The following is an 18,274-nucleotide window of genomic DNA, read 5'->3' as shown; positions in this document are numbered from 1 at the left end:
CGAACCCGGAAGCTAAGCCTTACAGCGCCGATGGTACTGCAGGGGGGACCCTGTGGGAGAGTAGGACGCCGCCGAACTCCTCTTACAGCTCTGGCTCTTGGGTATACAGCCCAAGAGCCAGAGCTTTTTTGTGTTTGGGGTAGGGTCGGGGAGCATCATCGGTGCGTTTCCCAGGAGGCCCCCGGGTGGAGGTCCAGGAGACCCGCGTCCAGACGGACCGGGTCCTCACCATCCCCAACATCCTCAGCATGGCGCGGCTCGTTGGTGTGCCGCTGTTCCTGTGGCTCATCCTCAGGCCTGAGTTCGGTGGGCCCAACTGTGACGGCTGGGCGCTTCTGGTGCTGGCGCTGAGCGGCGTCAGCGACTACCTGGACGGCAAGCTTGCGCGGCGCTGGAACCAGATCAGCAGCCTCGGCCGGCTGCTCGATCCCGCTGCCGACCGGCTCTACATTCTCTCGACACTGGTCGGGCTCACCTGGCGGGAGATTCTCCCGCTCTGGTTGACCGCTGCACTGTTGGCGCGGGAGCTGGTCCTGCTGGTGATGGTCGGCATCCTCCGGCGGCATGGCTATCCGCCGCCGCAGGTGAACTTCCTCGGGAAGGCCGCCACCTTCAACCTCATGTATGCCTTCCCGTTGTTGCTGCTCAGCGACGGAGACGAGTGGATCCACTCCCTCGCTGCTATTTTCGGATGGGCGTTCGCCGGATGGGGTACAACGCTGTACTGGTGGGCAGGAGTCCTCTACGTGGTACAAGTCCGCCGACTGGTCCGTGCGGACACCATGGTCGACGGAACTCGCGGATTGAAGCGGGCGTAGCGGCTCGATGGCCCGCGGCGGAAAAGTGCGGGACAATCTGACGGGTGAAGTCGGCTAGACCGTCGTCTCTTGGAGGAGGACGCTTCCGACATGAAGGCCGTCGTGATGGCCGGGGGCGAAGGCACGCGCCTGCGCCCCATGACCTCAAGCATGCCCAAGCCGCTCCTGCCGGTGGCCAACCGGCCGATCATGGAGCATGTTCTTCGGCTGCTCAAAAGGCATGGGCTGAATGAGACCGTCGTTACCGTTCAGTTTTTGGCCTCGCTGGTCAAGAACTACTTCGGTGACGGTGAAGAGCTCGGAATGGAGCTCAGCTATGCCAATGAGGAGAAGCCACTCGGTACCGCCGGAAGCGTCAAGAACGCCGAAGAGGCGTTGAAGGACGATGCTTTCCTCGTCATTTCCGGTGATGCCTTGACCGACTTCGACCTCACTGAGCTGATCAATTTCCACAAGGAAAAGGGCGCGCTGGTCACGGTCTGTCTGACGCGTGTGCCCAATCCGCTGGAGTTCGGCATCACGATTGTCGACGAGGAAGGCAAGGTCGAGCGCTTCCTCGAGAAGCCGACCTGGGGCCAGGTCTTCTCTGACACGGTGAACACCGGCATCTATGTGATGGAGCCCGAGGTCTTCGACTATGTCGAGCCCGATGTGCCCGTGGACTGGTCCGGCGATGTCTTCCCTCAGCTCATGAAGGAGGGCAAGCCGATCTATGGCTATGTCGCGGAGGGCTACTGGGAGGATGTCGGCACTCACGAGAGCTACGTAAAGGCGCAGGCCGATGTCCTGGAGGGCAAGGTCGACGTCGAGATCGACGGCTTTGAGATCTCGCCGGGTGTGTGGGTGGCCGAAGGCGCCGAGGTGCACCCCGATGCCGTTCTCCGCGGACCGCTGTACATCGGGGATTACGCCAAGGTCGAGGCCGGTGCGGAGATCCGAGAGCACACCGTCGTCGGCTCGAACGTCGTCGTGAAGAGCGGTGCCTTTCTGCACAAGGCGGTCGTGCACGACAACGTGTATGTCGGGCAGCACAGCAATCTGCGTGGCTGTGTCGTCGGAAGGAACACCGACATCATGCGCGCGGCCCGGATCGAGGACGGCGCGGTCATCGGTGATGAGTGTTTGATCGGTGAAGAATCGATCGTTCAGGGCAACGTGCGTGTCTATCCCTTCAAGACCATCGAGGCCGGCGCGTTCGTCAATACCTCGGTGATCTGGGAGTCGCGGGGCCAGGCGCATCTCTTCGGTGCTCGCGGTGTCTCCGGGATCCTGAACGTGGAGATCACGCCGGAGCTCGCTGTGCGCCTTGCCGGTGCCTATGCGACGACCCTGAAGAAGGGCTCCACCGTTACCACGGCCCGTGACCATTCCCGCGGTGCGCGGGCGCTGAAGCGGGCGGTCATCTCTGCGCTGCAGGCCAGCGCGATCGATGTACGAGATCTGGAGAACGTACCGCTGCCCGTGGCGCGGCAGCAGACGGCGCGAGGCAGTGCCGGCGGGATCATGATCCGGACGACGCCTGGTGTGCCGGATTCCGTGGACATCATGTTCTTCGACGGGCAGGGTGCCGACCTGTCGCAGGGCAGTCAGCGGAAGCTGGACCGGGTGTTCGCGCGGCAGGAGTACCGGAGGGCGTTCCCGGGCGAGATCGGGGACCTGCACTTCCCGGCCAGCGTCTTCGACTCCTACACCGGGTCGTTGCTGCGGAATGTCGACACGACAGGGATCTCGGAGTCGGGCCTCAAGGTCGTCGTCGACGCGTCGAACGGTAGTGCCGGGCTTGTGCTGCCCAGCCTGCTCGGCAAGCTCGGCGTGGACTCGCTGACGATCAACCCTGGTCTCGACGAGTCGAGGCCGACGGAGTCGGCGGATGCGCGGCGGTCCGGGCTGGTGCGGCTGGGCGAGATCGTGGCGTCCGCGCGAGCTGCTTTCGGCGTGAGGTTCGATCCGGTCGGTGAGCGGCTGTCCCTGGTGGACGAGAAGGGGCGGATCGTCGAGGACGACCGGGCCCTGCTCGTCATGCTCGACCTGGTGGCCGCGGAGCGGCGCAGCGGGCGTGTGGCGCTTCCGGTGACGACCACGCGGATCGCCGAGCAGGTGGCGGCTTACCACGGGACGCAGGTGGAGTGGACGACCACCTCGCCGGACGATCTGACCCGGGTCGGTCGTGACGACACCACGATCTTCGGTGGTGACGGCAAGGGCGGATTCATCGTTCCGGAGTTCAGCAGCGTCTTCGACGGTACGGCGGCTTTCGTGAGGCTGATCGGGTTGGTGGCGCGGACGCAGCTCACGCTCAGCCAGATCGATGCGCGGATTCCGCGGGCGCATGTCATCAAGCGTGACCTTGCGACGCCGTGGGCCGTCAAGGGCCTGGTGATGCGGAGTGTCGTGGAGGCCGCTGGAGATCGCTTTGTCGACACGACCGACGGGGTGCGGGTGGTGGAGACGGACGGACGTTGGGTGATGGTGCTGCCCGACCCGGCGGAGGCGGTCACCCATCTGTGGGCCGAGGGGCCGGACGACGCGTCCGCGCAGGCCCTGCTCGACGAGTGGGCGGCGGTCGTGGACAGCGCCGGCCGCTGAGAAGCAGTACGCGCGCGTGCCGGACAGGTTCCCTCCACGGGGGCCTGTCCGGCACGTCGGTGGGGCCATTCGGAGGTAGTCGGCGCGACGTGCGACGATGTGCGGCATGCCGCTGCCCCCCGTTCGGAGCACACCTACGCCCCCCGCGCGCCCGGACGCGTCCATGTCGCTGCTGACCAACGTCATGGATCACAGCCTCGACGACGGGTACGCCGAGGCTGCCGCCCGTAGGAAGGCCGCGGGTGACGGTGGCCTGCCCAAGACCCTGAGGGCGAAGCTCGGGCTGGCCGTGGGTCTTGTGCTGGCGGCGCTCGTGGTGACCGTGGGAGCGGCGCAGGCGCGGGTCGCGGCGCCTGTCGTGGCCAAGGAGCGCGAAGAGCTGATCGACCGTATCGACCGCGAGACGACTGCGGCCGACAAGCTTGAGGAGAACGTCGACAAGCTGCGGGACGACGTGAGCGCGCGGCAGCGCGAGGCGCTCAAAGCGACGGGCCACGGCGACCAGGCGGAGATCGTGGGCATTCTCGCGGGCGCTGTCGAGGTGCACGGCCCCGGAGTGAAACTCGTCGTGAACGACGCCAAGGAAGCCGCCACGGACGGGGACGGTGACCCGCGCGGGACATCCGGGTTCTCCGACACCGGGCGCGTGCGCGACCGGGACATGCAGCGCGTGGTGAACGGGCTGTGGGAGTCGGGTGCCGAGGCGATCTCCATCAACGGGCAGCGGCTGACGGCGCTGTCGGCGATCAGGGCGGCCGGTGACGCGATACTGGTCGACAACAAGCCGCTGGTGCCGCCGTACACGGTGCTCGCGGTGGGGGACGGGGAGCGGCTCAGCCGCAGGTTCCAGGACAGCGCCGACGGGCTTTACCTGGCCGCGCTGCAGGAGAACTTCGGGATCAGGACCAACATCTCCGCTCAGGACGAGCTCGAGCTTCCTGCCGCCCCGAGTGTGATCGTACGTACCGCACAGCCGAACACCGAGAAAACCGAGAAGGGCACATCGTGATCGCCGTACTGGGCCTCGTCGTGGGAGTCGTGGCCGGCCTGTTGGTCCGGCCTGAGGTTCCGGCGGTTGTCGAGCCTTATCTGCCGATCGCCGTCGTGGCGGCTCTGGACGCTGTCTTCGGGGGGCTTCGGGCCATGCTCGACGGGATCTTCGACGACAAGGTCTTCGTCGTGTCGTTCCTGTCCAATGTGGTCGTGGCCGCGTTGATCGTCTTCCTGGGCGACAAATTGGGTGTGGGCGCCCAGCTGTCGACCGGTGTGGTCGTCGTGCTCGGCATCCGTATCTTCTCGAACGCGGCGGCGATTCGCCGTCACGTGTTCCGGGCGTGAGGCCGATGAGCAACCACGACGACACGCCCGAGAACCTACTGCGCAAAGAACTTCCCGACGAAGTGCCGGCGGCCGCTCCCGAGGCTGTGGGGGCGCCCGCGGAAGCGCAGGGCGGGAATGGGCTGACCGGTCGGCAGCGGCTGGTGAAGGGGCTGTGGCCGCCGCGGATCTCCAGGGCTCAACTCATCGTCGCCCTGCTGCTCTTCGGCCTGGGCTTCGGGCTCGCCGTCCAGGTCGCCTCCAACAGTGACGGTGACAGCGCCCTGCGTGGCGCACGGCAGGAAGATCTCGTTCGCATCCTCGATGAACTGGACGACCGTACTCAGCGTCTTGAGGACGAGAAGCAAGGTCTCGAAAAGCAGCGCGACGAGTTGGAGAACAGCTCGAACCAGGCCGAGGAGGCCCGCAGGCAGACGGTCGAGAAGGAGCGGCAACTCGGCATTCTGGCGGGCACGGTGGCCGCGCAGGGGCCCGGCATCACGATGACCATCGACGACACGAAGGGGACGGTCGAGGCGGACATGCTGCTCGACGCGATCCAGGAACTGCGCGCGGCCGGCGCGGAGGCGATCCAGGTGAACGGTGTACGCGTCGTCGCCGGCACGTATCTGACAGATTCCGGCAATGGTGTGAGCGTCGACGGGAACAAGATCAACGCCCCCTATCGTTTCAAGGTCATCGGCAAGCCGCAGGACCTCGAACCGGCGCTCAACATCCCTGGAGGCGTGGTGCAGACTCTCGAGAAGGAGCAGGCCACCGTGACCATCGAGCGGTCGGACAAGATCGTCGTGGACGCCTTGCGAGCGGCGAAGCGGCCTGACTACGCTCGGTCGTCCTCCCAGTGAACCAGCGGTGCATGGGGGGCGTCCGGCGAGGGCATGAGGTTGCGGGGGGTCGGCGCACCGAATGGGTGGTGCGTGGTGGAAACTGTCTGGTGCAGACGGACGTTGTGAGGATGTCCGGGTCGGCCAGAGAGTGCAGTCAGGGTTCGTCCTGCCCCACGGGCGGGTCTGTTTCGGTCAAGGGGAATCGCCCGTGAAGTTGTTTGCGAAGTTGTTCGGCAAGAGCGCGCGAGAGGACAGCGACAACGCGACCTCTCGTCATCGCGCACAGGGGGACGAGGAAGGCCAGCGCCCGCTGTTCAGGGACCAGGTGTCTGGTCCGGGCGGTGACATCTCCGGAGGCCAGGGCGCGCCGTCGGTTGACCCTGGTCAGTCCGGCGGCATAGGTTTCGGGCAACCGTCAACCTCAAGTACGGGTGGAGGGTTTTCTCCGATGTCGGCCCTGGTGTGTACGAGGTGCGGTAACCGCAACGCGGAGAACAGCCGCTTCTGCTCCAACTGTGGCGCGCCCCTGCGGGCCGGCGGTGCGCCTGAGCGTCCGTCCGAGACCACGTCCACGATCTCCATCTCGGGCATCGAGGCCTACGACGCCGAGGCCACCGGCCAGACGCCGATCCCGGCGCTGTCTCCCGAGGCGCAGGCGGCCGTCGAGGCGCTGCCGCTCGGCTCCGCGCTGCTCGTAGTGCGCCGTGGGCCGAACTCCGGGAGCCGCTTCCTCCTGGACGGCGATCTGACTACCGCCGGCCGCCATCCGCAGAGCGACATCTTCCTGGACGACGTGACGGTCTCGCGTCGCCACGTGGAGTTCCGTCGCGCCCAGGACGGTACGTTCACGGTGGCCGACGTCGGCAGCCTGAACGGCACGTACGTCAACCGCGAGCGGATCGACCAGGTCGCTCTGAACAACGGTGACGAGGTGCAGATCGGCAAGTACCGGCTGGTCTTCTACGCGAGCCAGCGGGGCTACTGACCCTCCCCCGGATGCCGTCCGGGGAGACCCAGGGAAGGTCCATGCTGAAAACACCGAGCGGCGGTGCCGGGCACGGCGCCGCCGCCACGGACGGTCGGCTGATGAGCATCGGCACGGTGCTGAACGCGCTCCGTGACGAGTTCCCTGACATCACCATCTCCAAGATCCGCTTCCTGGAGGCGGAGGGTCTTGTCGAGCCGCAGCGGACCCCGTCGGGGTATCGAAAGTTCAGCGCGCAGGACGTCGAGCGGCTCGGTCACGTCCTGCGGATGCAGCGGGACCACTATCTGCCCCTCAAGGTGATCCGCGAGCACCTGGACGCCATGGAGCGCGGCGAGGCCGCACCTGTGCAGGCCCTGTGCCGTCCAAGGGACGGAGAAGCCGGTCTGGAGCCCGTGGAGAAGCCCTCCGCGCCCCGGGTGGGGCGGGCCGAGCTGCTCGCCGCCGCCGAGATCGGTGAGCCAGAGCTCCAGGAGTGGGAGTCGTACGGCCTGATCACCCCGCTGCCGGACGGGGCGTTCGAGGCGGAGGCCGTCACCGTGGCCTCGCTGGTTGCCGAGCTGGGGCGATTCGGGATCGAGCCACGTCATCTGCGGGTGATGAAGGCAGCCGCGGACCGTGAGGCGGGGCTGGTGGACCAGGTCGTCGCGCCCTTGCGGCGGCACCGCAATCCGCAGACCAGGGCGCATGCCGAGGCCCGTGCGAAGGAGCTGGCCGGGCTCACGGTGAAGCTGCACGCGGCGCTGGTGCAGACGGCCCTCGGCGTACGCCTGCCCTGAGCCGGACGGGTCGGGTGCCCCGGATCGGCCACCCGTTCTCGGCCCGACTACCCAAACGTCCCGAGCACGGCCTAGGGTTGCTGTGTGAACGAGCTCGATGTCGTAGGTGTCCGGGTCGAAATGCCCTCCAACCAACCGATCGTGCTCCTGCGTGAAGTGGGAGGCGACCGCTACCTCCCCATCTGGATCGGGCCGGGGGAGGCGACGGCGATCGCCTTCGCACAGCAGGGCATGGCCCCCGCGCGGCCGCTGACCCACGACCTGTTCAAGGACGTGCTGGAGGCCGTCGGCCAGGAGCTAACCGAAGTACGGATCACCGACCTGCGTGAGGGTGTCTTCTACGCCGAGCTGGTCTTCGCCAGCGGGGTCGAGGTGAGCGCCCGCCCTTCCGATGCCATAGCACTTGCCCTGCGCACCGGAACGCCGATCTACGGCAGCGACGGAGTGCTCGACGACGCGGGCATCGCGATTCCGGACGAGCAGGAGGACGAGGTGGAGAAGTTCCGCGAGTTCCTTGACCAGATCTCGCCCGAGGACTTCGGCACCAGCAGTCAGTGAGGCGGCGGGCGGCCCGGTGGACTCCGGTCGGTCACGGGCGGCTCTCGGCCGGTTACAGCTCAAATGCCGGTATTTGCCAGCGGCGAGCGCGAGCGTCTTGCGGCCTGCTTCGAGCGCATTCGGCTAGCCTTTCCCCGCGGTGGGGTCCGGGAAACCACTCCTAGGGTGATTATCACTCGGCGTGCCGAGTGTGGCGATCGTTGACGCACCCCTGGTGACTGCCTACCGTCGAGAAGGCAGGTCAAGGACGGAGGTCGGCGTGAGAAGCAGCGGCGACGGTACGGGTGGGGGTGCCCCCGGACGCAGTTTCGGGGAGAGCGGTCCGTACCCTCCCTCAGGCTCTCAGCTGCGTTCGAGCATGGGACATCCCCGCTCCAACGCGGCCGATCACGTTCCGCAGCGCCCCACGGCCGTGCCGAGCAGCGGAGAGGCGACGGCCATGGCGTCCGAGCAGATCGGCTATCGCGGCCCCACGGCATGTGCAGCCGCCGGCATCACCTACCGGCAATTGGACTACTGGGCCCGCACGGGGCTCGTCGAACCGAGCGTACGACCCGCCTACGGGTCGGGGACGCAGCGGCTGTACAGCTTTCGGGACGTCGTCGTTCTGAAGATCGTCAAGCGGTTCCTCGACACCGGTGTGTCGCTCCAGAACATCCGCACCGCCGTGCTGCATCTGCGGGAGCAGGGCTTTCGTGATCTCGAGCGCCTGACGCTGATGAGCGATGGGGCGACGGTCTACGAGTGCACCTCGCCGGACGAGGTCCATGCGCTGCTCCAGGGCGGCCAGGGGATCTTCGGGATCGCGGTGGGCGTTGTGTGGCGGGACGTCGAGAGTGCCTTGTCTCAGCTGCACGGGGAGCGGATCGACACCGGGGAGACGCTCCTCGGGCACAATCCGGCGGACGAGCTGGCTCGGCGGCGCAATCGGGCGGTCTGAGCGCCCTTCGCGGCCCGCGCCCGCGGTCCTTTCGCAAGTGGGGTCGACAAACCGACACTGTCGGTTCCTCACCAGCGATCGAAGGACCTTCAGCGTTGGGGCAGGCGGAAACGGTGGGCGTGGCAGCGCCATTGTCAGTGGTGTGAGGCAGCATCGGAGATGTGAGAAACGCGCCCACGATCCTGCATCTCGACATGGATGCCTTCTACGCCTCGGTGGAGCAGGCGTCGAAGCCGAGCCTGCGTGGGAAAGCCGTGATCGTGGGTGGGCTCGGGCCGCGTGGAGTGGTGGCCACGGCGTCCTATGAGGCCCGGGTGTTCGGGGTGCACTCGGCGATGCCCATGGCCCAGGCCCGGCGACTGGCGCCGAACGCCGCGTACCTCGTGCCTCGCTTCGGGATCTACCGGGAGATCAGTGAGCAGGTGATGGGCTTGCTGCGGGAGCTGTCGCCGCTGGTGGAGCCGCTGAGCCTGGACGAGGCCTTCGTGGATCTGGAGGCCGGGGGAGCGGCCTGGGACGAAGAGTCGGCGCGACTGGTGGGGATCAAGCTGCGCGCCGACATAAGGGCGGTCACCGGGCTCGCCGGGTCGGTGGGCCTGGCGGCGTCCAAGATGGTCGCGAAGATCGCCTCCGAGGAGGCCAAACCCGATGGGCTCGTGCTGATCGAGCCCGGGACCGAGCGGGCGTTGCTCGGGCCGATGTCGGTGCGGACATTGCCGGGGGTGGGGCCGGCGACGGGGGACCATCTGCGGCGGGCCGGCATTCACACCGTGGACGAGATCGCCGAGGCTGGGGAGGACGAGCTCGTTCGGCTGCTGGGGAAGGCGCACGGGCACGCGCTGTACGCCATGGCACTGGCGCACGACGAGCGGCCCGTGGTGGCCGAGCGGGAGGCCAAGTCGGTGTCGGTCGAGGACACGTATGACGTGGACATCCATGACCGGGTCCGGGTGGGGGTGGAGGTGCAGCGGCTGGCCGACCGGTGTGTGCGCAGATTGCGTGGAGCCGGGCTGTCCGGGCGGACGATCGTGCTGAAGGTCCGGCGGTACGACTTTTCGACCTTGACGCGGTCAGAGACGCTGCGGGGGCCGACGGACGATCCGGCTGTGGTGCGGGAGGCCGCGGCTCGGTTGCTGGATTCCGTGGATACGACCGGCGGCGTGCGCCTGCTCGGGGTCGGGGTGAGCGGGCTGGCCGACTACACGCAGGAGGACCTCTTCGCGCAGGCGGCGGGGGACCGGATGGAGGACCTGCCGGAGGTCGGTGAACACGAGGAACCTGCGGATGAGCGGGAGACGGTGCCTGTCGAGCGGCGGTGGGTCGCGGGGCATGACATCCGGCACGCGTCGTACGGGCACGGGTGGGTGCAGGGGAGCGGCCTCGGGCGGGTAACCGTGCGCTTCGAGACACCTGGGTCGGAGCCGGGGCGGGTGCGAACTTTCCGCGTGGACGATCCGGAGCTGGAGGCGGCGGAACCGTTGCCTTTGGGGGTGGACAGGGCTGGAGAGGGCGGTGTGGTTTCGGAGGGGGTTGAAGCGTCCGGGGCGTCTGGAGGATCCGGGGCGACCGTGGCGACCGTGGCGACCGTGGCGCCCGGGGAGTCCGGGGCGTCCGGGGCGTGTTCGGCATCTGAAGAGTCGTCGGGGGTGGAGCCTGTGGTTCCGGGTTAGGGGCCTGTGAGGGGAGGGACGGCTCGCGGCCGGTCTTCCAGAATCGTCGCGGTCGCGCTGGTGGTGGGTCGCGCCTGCTGCCCACCTGCCTGCGCTTGCACTGCCCTGCGCCCAATCGTGCCCCGTGCACCGATCGTGGCCCCTGCGTCCCACCTGCGCCTCCCGGCGGCACGACGCCCCGCATGCCGGGGCACCGGCCCCGCAGGCAAAGGGGTCGGGGGAGGGCGTAGGGCCGGGTCGGTCAGGTGTCCTCTGACCCTGCCAGGTTGCCGAAGTCCCGGTCCGGGATGGGGGGCGGTGGGGCCACGTCCAGGCCGTAGTGGTGGTAGAGCTGGAGTTCCTGCTCGGGGGAGAGATGGCGGCCGACGCCGAAATCGGGGGCGTCCTTGATCAGGGCGCGATCGAAGGGGACGTGCAGAGTGCCCTCGACCAGTTCGCTGGGCTCCAGGGGGACGAAGGCGTCCCGAGAGAACAGGCCGGTGCGTATCGCCGCCCATTCCGGCACTCCGGTCGCGTCGTCGAGATAGACCTCGTCGATCGTGCCGATCTTGGTGCCGTTGCGGTCGAAGGCCTTGCGGCCGATCAGATTGCGCGGATCGATGTCGGTCTGCACGGGCCCTCCACTTGGTCGCAACTCATCCGTAAGCACTACGAAAAGGCAGATTGGTGAGAGCGGCCACTCGAAGGCCCCTGTGCTGGCCCCGCTGGTAGGCTTGCAGGCGGCTGCTGACCCCGTGCGGGAGAGTCCTCCAGACGTCACCGGAGGCGCCGAAGGAGCAAATCCTCCCCGGAATCTCTCAGGCACACGTACCGCACGGACGAGGTCACTCTGGAAAGCAGGGCGGGTGCCGACGGCTTCCGCTCTCACCGACGGTGAAAGCCGGGAGCCCTGTGGTGACCCGGTGAAGCTCTCAGGTTGAGATGACAGAGGGGGAGGCCGTCCGGGTACCCGCGCCGTGGTGCCCCTCGAAGGTCGCGTCAGACCAGGAGGCCTCCGCAATGACCGCCCACCGCATTCCGCTCTCCGAGCTCGAGCAAGGGATCCCCTTCGAGCAGCGTCACATCGGTCCCGATCATGAGGCGCGAGCCAAGATGCTCGCCCAGGTCGGGTACGGCTCACTGGACGAGCTCACCGCCGCCGCAGTGCCGGACGTGATCAAGAACGCCGACTCGCTCGAGCTGCCGGGGGCGCGCACCGAGGCCGAGGTGCTGGCCGAGCTGCGGTCGCTCGCCGATCGCAACCAGGTGCTGGGCTCGATGATCGGGCTCGGCTACTACGGGACGTTCACCCCGCCGGTCATCCTGCGGAACGTGATGGAGAACCCGGCCTGGTACACGGCCTACACGCCGTACCAGCCCGAGATCTCCCAGGGGCGGCTCGAAGCCCTGCTGAACTTCCAGACCGTCGTCGCCGACCTCACCGGACTGCCCACCTCCGGTGCCTCGCTGCTCGACGAGGGGACCGCCGCCGCCGAGGCCATGGCTCTGTCCCGGCGGATGGGCAAGAACAAGAAGGGGCTGTTCCTGGTCGACGCGGATGTGCTGCCGCAGACCATCGCCGTGATCGAGACCCGTGCCGAGCCGACCGGCGTGGAGGTCGTGGTCGCGGACCTCAGCGACGGCATTCCGGCCGAGATCGCCGGGCGCGAGATCAACGGCGTGCTCCTGCAGTACCCGGGTGCCTCCGGCGTCGTACGCGACATCAAGCCCGTCATCGACCAGGCGCACCAGCTCGGCGCCCTTGTCACCGTCGCCGCCGATCTGCTCGCGCTCACCCTGCTGAAGTCGCCCGGTGAGCTCGGTGCGGACATCGCGGTCGGCACCACGCAGCGCTTCGGTGTGCCGATGGGCTTCGGCGGGCCGCACGCCGGCTACATGGCCGTGACGGAGAAGTTCGCGCGCAGCCTGCCCGGCCGGCTCGTGGGTGTGTCCGTGGACGCCGACGGGAACAAGGCGTACCGGCTGGCCCTCCAGACGCGTGAGCAGCACATCCGGCGGGAGAAGGCGACCAGCAACATCTGTACCGCTCAGGTGCTGCTGGCCGTGATGGCTGGAATGTACGCCGTCTACCACGGGCCGGAGGGGCTGAAGGCGATCGCCCGGCGGACCCATCGGTACGCCACCCTCCTCGCTGCGGGACTCGCGGCCGGCGGGGTCGAGATCGTGCACGGCTCGTACTTCGACACGCTGACCGTGCGTGTGCCCGGGAAGGCCGCCGAGGTCGCCGCCGCCGCGCGGCAGAACGGCGTCAACCTGCACCTCGTCGACGCCGACCAGGTGTCCATCGCCTGCGACGAGACCACCACGCGCGCGCAGCTGGGCGCGGTATGGGCGGCTTTCGGGGTCGAGGGCGACGTCGAGGCGCTCGACGCGGCCGGTGAGGAGGCGCTGCCGGGCGCGCTGCTGCGCTCCGACACCTACCTCGCGCATCCCGTGTTCCATGAGCACCGCTCCGAGACGGCGATGCTGCGCTATCTGCGTCGGCTCGCGGACCGTGACTACGCGCTGGACCGCGGCATGATCCCGCTGGGTTCGTGCACCATGAAGCTCAACGCGACGACCGAGATGGAGCCGGTCACCTGGCCGGAGTTCGGTCAGCTGCACCCGTTCGCGCCCGCCGAGCAGGCGCAGGGCTACCTCACGCTCATCCGCGAGCTGGAGGAACGTCTCGCCGAGGTCACCGGCTACGACAACGTCTCGCTCCAGCCCAACGCCGGTTCGCAGGGTGAGCTGGCCGGTCTGCTCGCCGTGCGCGGCTACCACCGTGCCAACGGCGACGAGCAGCGGACCGTGTGCCTGATCCCGTCGTCGGCGCACGGCACGAACGCCGCCAGCGCCGTGATGGCCGGCATGAAGGTCGTCGTGGTGAAGACCGCCGAGGACGGCGAGATCGACGTCGAGGACCTGCGAGCCAAGATCGAGCAGTACCGCGACGAGCTGTCCGTGCTGATGATCACGTACCCGTCGACGCACGGCGTGTTCGAGGAGCACGTCGCCGACATCTGCGCGCAGGTGCACGAGGCCGGCGGACAGGTCTACGTCGACGGCGCGAACCTCAACGCCCTGGTCGGGCTCGCCAAGCCGGGGCATTTCGGTGGCGACGTCTCGCATCTGAATCTGCACAAGACGTTCTGCATCCCGCACGGCGGTGGAGGTCCGGGCGTCGGCCCCGTGGCGGTGCGGGCCCACCTGGCCCCCTATTTGCCGAACCACCCGATGCAGCCCGCGGCCGGCCCCGAGACCGGCGTGGGCCCGATCTCCGCAGCGCCGTGGGGTTCCGCCGGGATTCTGCCGATCTCGTGGGCCTACGTCCGCCTCATGGGCGGCGAGGGCCTCAAGCGGGCCACGCAGGTGGCGGTGCTGTCCGCCAACTACATCGCCAAGCGCCTGGAGCCGCACTACCCGGTGCTGTACACGGGACCGGGCGGGCTCGTCGCGCACGAGTGCATCATCGATCTGCGTCCGCTGACCAAGGCGACCGGAGTGAGCGTCGACGACGTGGCCAAGCGGCTCATAGACTACGGCTTCCACGCGCCGACCATGTCGTTCCCCGTGGCCGGGACGCTGATGATCGAGCCGACCGAGTCCGAGGACCTGATCGAACTCGACCGCTTCTGCGAGGCGATGATCGCCATCCGCGCTGAGATCGAGAAGGTCGGGTCGGGCGAGTGGCCGGCCGACGACAACCCGCTGCGCAACGCTCCGCACACGGCCGGCGCGCTGGGCGGGGAGTGGGAGCATGCGTACGGCCGTGAGGATGCGGTGTTCCCGGCCGGAGTGTCGGTGGCCGACAAGTACTGGCCGCCGGTGCGCCGGATCGACCAGGCCTTCGGTGACCGGAACCTCGTCTGCTCCTGCCCGCCGCTGGACGCGTACGAGGACTGACGTCCGCGGGAACGACCTGGCCTGCGCACTCACGTAGGTGAAAGAAGGGCTCCGTCCTGGCCGTGCTCGGCCGGGCGGAGCCCTTGTGCGTGGTGCGTCCCGCCGCGCCGCGTCTTGTTCAGGCCGGCGCTGTCGCGCTGATCAGCGCCCCTTGAGCACCTCGGGGTGCTGGTGCGGGACCCGGACGGGCGGTGGCGTCCTCAGGTGCGGTCGATATGGACATCAGGTGCGGTCGATATGGACATTCGTCGACTTCACGCGGGCAGTTGCTTCCATGCCGACCTCCAGGCCCAGTTCCTCGACCGCCTCGCGGGTCAGCAGGGAGACAAGTCGGTGCGGGCCGGCCTGGATCTCCACCTGGGCTGCGACGTCACCGAGTTTGATCGCCGTGACGATGCCCGGGAAGGCGTTGCGGACGGAGGTGTACGAGGTCTCGTCCTCGCCGGTGCCTGACTTGGCGAGTTCGACGGAGAAGGCGGCGAGGTCCTTGCCGTCGATGAGTCGGCGTCCGGCCTCGTCGCGATGGGTGGCCACTCGGCCGGCGTCCGCCCAACGGCGTGCGGTGTCGGGGCTGACGCCCAGCATGCGGGCGGCCTGGCCGATTGTGTAGGACTGCATGCGGATCACGATAGGGCCGGAATCGGTGGGCCGTGGACAGCCCTGGCCAGAGCTTGGCAAACGCGTATGACGCGATATAGCGTTAGTTTTGTCAGGTGGGGCGACGAACGGGGTGAGGGCATGTCGGCTGGGCTGGTGGGGAAAGGCGGGGCGCTCGGGCTGCGGGCATCGCATGAGGACCGGGGCCGTGCTGTGCGAGTGCTGCGGACCGTGGCGGGCGCCGATCGGTTGATCGCAGAGGAGCCGGACGAGTGGGTGGAGCTGGCCCCGACCACCCGCACGGTAGGCGGATTGGCGGGCCTGACGAGGGATCTGCCGGCCGAGGCGGTCGACTCCGTGGTCGAGGCCAGGGGTGTCGTGCGGATCGAGCGGCGGGGCGGTTCGGCCCGGCGTGGCGTGGGCTCACCCGTCGGGGATCTCCAGGCGCCGGGGAGCCGGGTGGGCTGCGGCGTCGATGTGCCGGTGATACGCCGGGTGGTGAGCTCCGGTGAGATCGGCCTCGGGCAGGGCCTCATGCGTCCGTCCCGTCGCTCTTTCGTCAGGAGAGCCCCGAAGCCCTGAGCACCGACCGGGCGGTCTCGTCGTCGATGCGGTGGCCGAGGCGTTGCAGCACCTCGGCGCCCTCGCGCAGGGTGCCGCGTTCGAGGGAGCGGCGCACCCCGGTGTCCACCTCGTGCCAGAGCAGTGGGTTGGTGACGAGGACACGGGGGTCCAGTTCCAGGCGGTGGCCGTACGCGTCACGTAGGACGAGGTGCAGGGAGACGCCGTCGAACTGTCGTACGGTCACCAGTGCGTCGGTACGCACGACTTGTCGGCGCATCGTGCCCTGGACGGCCAGCCAGCCCGGGCCTGCGGTGACATGGGGCGGGAGCAGCACCACCAGCAGCGTCGCGGACAGGGTCAGCCAGAGCAGGGTGCGTGGTGGCGTCAGGGTGCCCGCGTCCCAGTCGACCAGCTCGGTCATGGCTGCGAAGCCCAGCGCGCAGCCCACCGCGCACCGGGCGCTGCTGCACCAGTGACGGTCGCCTGCGGGGCCTTGCGGTCGGCTCCCTCCCATGAGGGGAAGGTAAGGGCGCGGCCGGGTCGCTGTAACCGGCGCTGACGGGACCCTGACCGTGGACGCCCAACATTGACGGGATTCTGGCGCGAGGTGGCCGGTGGCCGGTGCCGTGGAGGGTGTCCCCCGGGGGGCGTGCGCACCACTCGGCCGACTGTGCCCGCGTCTCGGCCTGCCTGGTGCCGGCCATGGTCCCTGCTCTCGCCCTTACTCGGTCGCTGAGCTCCGAGCTCGTCGGTGGTCTTGCCGCCGGTGCCACGAAGGGCGGACGACGCACGGGCGGAGGGCGTGCTGGGCGACATGAGCATCACGCTGAGTGACTGCCCCTGAATGCACGTCGGGGCCGGCTCGCAGTCAGGGCTGCGACCGGCCCCTGGGGTACGCCGGGCTTCCGTCGTTCCGCCCGGTGGCGCGGGGTCCCGCGGCGGGACCCGTCGGCAGGTGCTAAGCGGCGGTCATCACCGTGCCGGTGCCCAGCGGACGGTGCGGGGCGATGATCTGGCCGTCCGGCAGGAGCTCACCGGTGTCCTCGAAGAGCAGGACACCGTTGCACAGCAGGCTCCATCCCTGCTCCGGGTGGTGCGCCACGAGACGGGCGGATTCCCGGTCGGCGGAGGCGGCTGAGGGGCACGGTGGCTGGTGCTGGCACATGGATGGGATCTTTCGCTCTGTCGTGATGGACGAGATGGCTGTCTGGTCTGTTTCGCGGCGTGATGCATCGTTCATGGCCGCCCCCCGTTGATAAGTCGGTCGGAACCCAGTGTTGCCCCACGGGCGTCAATCCGCAGGGATTTCGCAGCACCGCTTCTTACAGATTGATGACGCGTCCCCCGCCCGGACGGTTCAGTCCAACTCCCCTGTCACTTCGGGTGGTTCGAGGTGGTCGGATAGGGCTAGTCCGGATGGGCCGGTAGCCTCGGGGGCTCGTTCGAGCGTATTGTCGCTCGTGCGAGCGATAACCTTTCTCGCGGTCGCGCCAATTCTGGCTCGGGCGAGTTTCCTGTTGTCCGAACCGAGCCTAATCCCGCCGTCAACAGCGGCGTACCCCGCGACCCGGAAAGGGTGGCGGGGCACACAGGGCCACTCGCGCGGTGACGCGGTGTGCTGTCAGGCGGGAGAGCCCAGCAGTGGCGGTACCGGAGGCAGTGGGGGCAGCGGGGCGGGGGTGGCCCGAAGGGTGAGTACGGGGAGCAGCTCGGCGACGCGATGCGGCAGGTGGGACACGATGCCCGGCGGGGCGGGCGCCAGCGGGATGAGGATGTCCGTGGCGTCGGGGTGGCCGGCGGCGCCGTCCGCCCTGCAGTCGCCGTGCAGCCAGAGCGTGAGCATGTAGAGGCGGGGGAACGACAGCAGTCGCGGCTGATAGGGCTGCTGGATCGCCTCTGCCTGGCGCAGCGCCCGCTCGGTGGAGGCGATGTAGGGGCCCTCGAAGAAGTGTGAGAACGCCCAGCCGTCGGGGGTCAGCCGGGTCTCGGCCGCGGCCACCGCGCGTTCGCCGCAATGGATCAGGAAACGCCAGCCGGTGAGCCGGGTCGCGGACACGCCTGCCGGGGTGATCTCGTCCACCACATGGACGGGCAGCGGGAGTTCGGGGGTGGCGGGACCCTGGGCGGCCCGCAGGGAGGGAGTTCGGGCCTCGCGGACCGCGGTGGGCGAGCCCAGAGCGGTCAGGACGGAACGAAGCGCGGGCGCGGGAGCCAGGGGCACATGCAGCGGCATGGTGGGTCGCCTCTCATTCGACAGGCACAGTGGCGCGAGGGCGGGGCGGGCGGAAGCGGGGGCGGACGGCGCTGTCTGCTCACGGAGGTCAGAGAGGCGGGGGCCGGGGTCAGGGAGCCCGAAGGGGGGAGTGATGCCTGCCGCGAGTGATCCGACGGCGGGCCCTGGGACCGGGGCGCCAACCCTCTGCCTTGATTGCGGAGTTTATACGACGAGTGTTCAGGCGATGTTTCGTCTACCCGCATTCGGTGCACTCGGCAAGGGTCCATTCGGCCGGGGATATGCGGAAAAAATCCCGATTGCCGGCCGGTCATGCGACGATGACCTCGAAAAACAACCCGGGAGTGGTAGGCCAATTCTCATCGGCGTTTTTCACGAGTTCGTGAGCGGCCGGAAACTGCTCCGTGCCGCATGCCTGGTGAATGTGCCGCCGGTCACGTCCGACAGAGTAGCGGGCACCCACCCCGCGCGGGACGTTATCGATCGCTTCGGCT

At 68.5% G+C, this 18,274-nt stretch carries 17 protein-coding genes, 1 rRNA gene and 1 riboswitch; of the genes, 13 read left to right on the top strand and 5 right to left on the bottom strand.

Annotation, left to right across the window (positions count from 1 at the left end):
- The 11 genes from rrf to ACHBTE_RS11795 all read left to right on the top strand — a co-directional run.
- Positions 1-77: ribosomal RNA gene (gene rrf, locus ACHBTE_RS11845) — 5S ribosomal RNA — on the top strand; the annotation flags it as partial.
- Between the two features lie 108 nt (positions 78-185).
- Complete coding sequence (locus tag ACHBTE_RS11840) at positions 186-818, top strand: CDP-alcohol phosphatidyltransferase family protein (RefSeq protein ID WP_394723628.1); 633 nt, start codon at positions 186-188, stop codon at positions 816-818.
- A 90-nt stretch (positions 819-908) separates the two neighbouring features.
- Positions 909-3,404 carry a sugar phosphate nucleotidyltransferase gene (locus tag ACHBTE_RS11835; RefSeq protein ID WP_394723627.1) on the top strand — a complete coding sequence of 832 codons (2,496 nt, stop codon included), beginning with the start codon at positions 909-911 and terminating at the stop codon, positions 3,402-3,404.
- A gap of 97 nt (positions 3,405-3,501) precedes the next feature.
- Entirely contained in the window at positions 3,502-4,413 is a 912-nt protein-coding gene (locus tag ACHBTE_RS11830; protein ID WP_394723626.1) for a DUF881 domain-containing protein, read from the top strand.
- Positions 4,410-4,742, top strand: a complete 333-nt coding sequence (locus tag ACHBTE_RS11825) for a small basic family protein (RefSeq protein WP_003988855.1) — start codon at positions 4,410-4,412, stop codon at positions 4,740-4,742. Before ACHBTE_RS11830 ends, ACHBTE_RS11825 begins: the two co-directional genes overlap by 4 nt.
- Positions 4,743-4,747: 5 nt before the next feature.
- Positions 4,748-5,587: a DUF881 domain-containing protein gene (locus ACHBTE_RS11820; protein WP_394723625.1), complete on the top strand. Its 840-nt coding sequence runs from the start codon at positions 4,748-4,750 to the stop codon at positions 5,585-5,587.
- Between the two features lie 61 nt (positions 5,588-5,648).
- Positions 5,649-6,554, top strand: coding sequence for an FHA domain-containing protein (locus tag ACHBTE_RS11815; RefSeq protein WP_394723624.1), 906 nt, complete (start codon positions 5,649-5,651; stop codon positions 6,552-6,554).
- A gap of 41 nt (positions 6,555-6,595) precedes the next feature.
- Complete coding sequence (locus tag ACHBTE_RS11810; RefSeq protein WP_394723623.1) at positions 6,596-7,333, top strand: MerR family transcriptional regulator; 738 nt, start codon at positions 6,596-6,598, stop codon at positions 7,331-7,333.
- A gap of 84 nt (positions 7,334-7,417) precedes the next feature.
- Positions 7,418-7,891: a bifunctional nuclease family protein gene (locus tag ACHBTE_RS11805; protein ID WP_004002801.1), complete on the top strand. Its 474-nt coding sequence runs from the start codon at positions 7,418-7,420 to the stop codon at positions 7,889-7,891.
- Between the two features lie 259 nt (positions 7,892-8,150).
- On the top strand, positions 8,151-8,831 hold the full coding sequence (locus tag ACHBTE_RS11800) for a MerR family transcriptional regulator (protein WP_394723622.1): 681 nt from the start codon (positions 8,151-8,153) through the stop codon (positions 8,829-8,831).
- A 161-nt stretch (positions 8,832-8,992) separates the two neighbouring features.
- Positions 8,993-10,501 carry a DNA polymerase IV gene (locus tag ACHBTE_RS11795; protein WP_394723621.1) on the top strand — a complete coding sequence of 503 codons (1,509 nt, stop codon included), beginning with the start codon at positions 8,993-8,995 and terminating at the stop codon, positions 10,499-10,501.
- Between the two features lie 241 nt (positions 10,502-10,742).
- Here ACHBTE_RS11795 and ACHBTE_RS11790 read toward each other — a convergent pair whose 3' ends face one another.
- Complete coding sequence (locus ACHBTE_RS11790) at positions 10,743-11,114, bottom strand: PRC-barrel domain-containing protein (protein ID WP_394723620.1); 372 nt, start codon at positions 11,112-11,114, stop codon at positions 10,743-10,745.
- A gap of 114 nt (positions 11,115-11,228) precedes the next feature.
- Positions 11,229-11,324, top strand: a riboswitch (glycine riboswitch).
- A 176-nt stretch (positions 11,325-11,500) separates the two neighbouring features.
- Between ACHBTE_RS11790 and gcvP the strand changes: the two genes are divergently transcribed.
- Positions 11,501-14,386: an aminomethyl-transferring glycine dehydrogenase gene (gene gcvP, locus ACHBTE_RS11785; protein WP_394723619.1), complete on the top strand. Its 2,886-nt coding sequence runs from the start codon at positions 11,501-11,503 to the stop codon at positions 14,384-14,386.
- A gap of 222 nt (positions 14,387-14,608) precedes the next feature.
- Here gcvP and ACHBTE_RS11780 read toward each other — a convergent pair whose 3' ends face one another.
- Positions 14,609-15,004 carry a molybdopterin-binding protein gene (locus tag ACHBTE_RS11780; protein WP_394723618.1) on the bottom strand — a complete coding sequence of 132 codons (396 nt, stop codon included), beginning with the start codon at positions 15,002-15,004 and terminating at the stop codon, positions 14,609-14,611.
- A gap of 120 nt (positions 15,005-15,124) precedes the next feature.
- On the opposite strand from ACHBTE_RS11780, the gene ACHBTE_RS11775 reads away from it, so the two are divergent.
- Positions 15,125-15,565, top strand: coding sequence for a DUF1707 domain-containing protein (locus ACHBTE_RS11775; RefSeq protein WP_394723617.1), 441 nt, complete (start codon positions 15,125-15,127; stop codon positions 15,563-15,565).
- Here the strand turns inward: ACHBTE_RS11775 and ACHBTE_RS11770 are convergent.
- The 3 genes from ACHBTE_RS11770 to ACHBTE_RS11760 form a co-directional block, all read right to left on the bottom strand.
- Entirely contained in the window at positions 15,543-16,061 is a 519-nt protein-coding gene (locus tag ACHBTE_RS11770) for a hypothetical protein (RefSeq protein WP_394723616.1), read from the bottom strand. The two genes, ACHBTE_RS11775 and ACHBTE_RS11770, sit on opposite strands and share 23 nt — an antisense overlap.
- Positions 16,062-16,505: 444 nt before the next feature.
- On the bottom strand, positions 16,506-16,712 hold the full coding sequence (locus ACHBTE_RS11765) for a DUF5999 family protein (RefSeq protein ID WP_394723615.1): 207 nt from the start codon (positions 16,710-16,712) through the stop codon (positions 16,506-16,508).
- A gap of 456 nt (positions 16,713-17,168) precedes the next feature.
- Entirely contained in the window at positions 17,169-17,780 is a 612-nt protein-coding gene (locus ACHBTE_RS11760; RefSeq protein WP_394723614.1) for a hypothetical protein, read from the bottom strand.
- Positions 17,781-18,274 lie beyond the last annotated feature (494 nt).

Source organism: Streptomyces sp. M41 (assembly GCF_043673425.1).
GTDB lineage: Bacteria > Actinomycetota > Actinomycetes > Streptomycetales > Streptomycetaceae > Streptomyces.
The sequence above is the reverse complement of the archived record's forward strand: the minus strand, read 5'-3'. Positions and strand labels throughout refer to the sequence as shown.